This window comes from Limosilactobacillus avium (assembly GCF_947381485.1).
In the GTDB taxonomy this organism is placed as follows: domain Bacteria; phylum Bacillota; class Bacilli; order Lactobacillales; family Lactobacillaceae; genus Limosilactobacillus; species Limosilactobacillus avium.
Window position 1 is genome coordinate 1 of sequence record NZ_CANCWN010000074.1, and the last position, 1,101, is coordinate 1,101.

Sequence of the window (1,101 nt, forward strand, 5' to 3'; positions counted from 1 at the left end):
GATAGTGATTCATCCAGTTATTGGTCGCTATAATCTGGGCACTACTATAATCATTAATAGCTTGGCCCTTAGTAATCTCCTTCCGGAGAAAACGATTATTGATTTCATTGGATCCGCGTTCCCAAGGGGAATACGGATCAGCATAGAAAACATGGTCATGAACTCGCGTTAACTCACTAAATTCAGAACCATTATCAGAAGTAATTGTTTTAAAAATGCGATAGTAAGCATTCTTGCCAAGCTTCTGACGTAACTCAACAAAAAAATGATTCACTGCATATGCAGTTTTACTGGTAATTTTTCTCGTAATATTAACCCGTGAAAAACGATCAGTCATTACTAGAACAACGCTATCCTTGCCATCTTTATGACCTTGAATAGTGTCTAGTTCCCAATGACCAATTTCGGACCGTTGGTCCGCATCCTGTGGACGTTGAGCAATGTTAGGTCCTAAGCACTTTTTGGCTTGTGGATGAGATTGATGGTGTTTACGTTTAGTTTTCTCAAAAAGGTCCAAGTTAGACGTACGGAATACACCATCATTAATCCACTGATACAGAGTCACAACAGACTTAGGGATCAGTGAATCATCACTCATCAAATCACGTGCCTTATAAATAGCTGCTTGAGGAGAGTAACGATGCTCATCGAATTCACCAAGCATTAATTGGTCGGCCAATTGTAAAAAACGCTTTGAGCGGTAATATAAACGAGGACGACCGGACCGTTGGTGGCATTTAAGATAAATATTCTGACCAGCTTCATAACTGTAGATGTGATAAGGGTAATCGTAAGTCTTACCATTGAATTTTTGACGACGAATTTGGCGAACTGTACCACGTTTAAGCTCATTATTAATGGTTTGGTGGTTCACTCCTAATTGACGACCGATTGCGCGATTGGAAAGTCCTTGCGATTTTAAAGTCGCAATCATCACTCGCTCTTCTTTAGTAAGGTGTGCATATTTGCGATGAGTGGCCAAAAGGTTAGTGGGCATGGTATCATTTAAGTGCGTCATTTGACGGACATCCTTTCATATAGGTTTGATTCACTTAATATGATACCTGATGTCACGCCGAATGGCGTTTTTGCATTTACCAC

Annotated in this window: 1 protein-coding gene; it reads right to left on the reverse strand. The window is 40.1% G+C overall.

Features of this window, described 5'->3' with window-relative positions; all coding sequences use genetic code 11:
• Positions 1-1,018 (reverse strand): IS30 family transposase (locus QOS01_RS10345; RefSeq protein WP_283622261.1); only part of this gene is annotated, 1,018 nt, incomplete at its 3' end.
• Positions 1,019-1,101 lie beyond the last annotated feature (83 nt).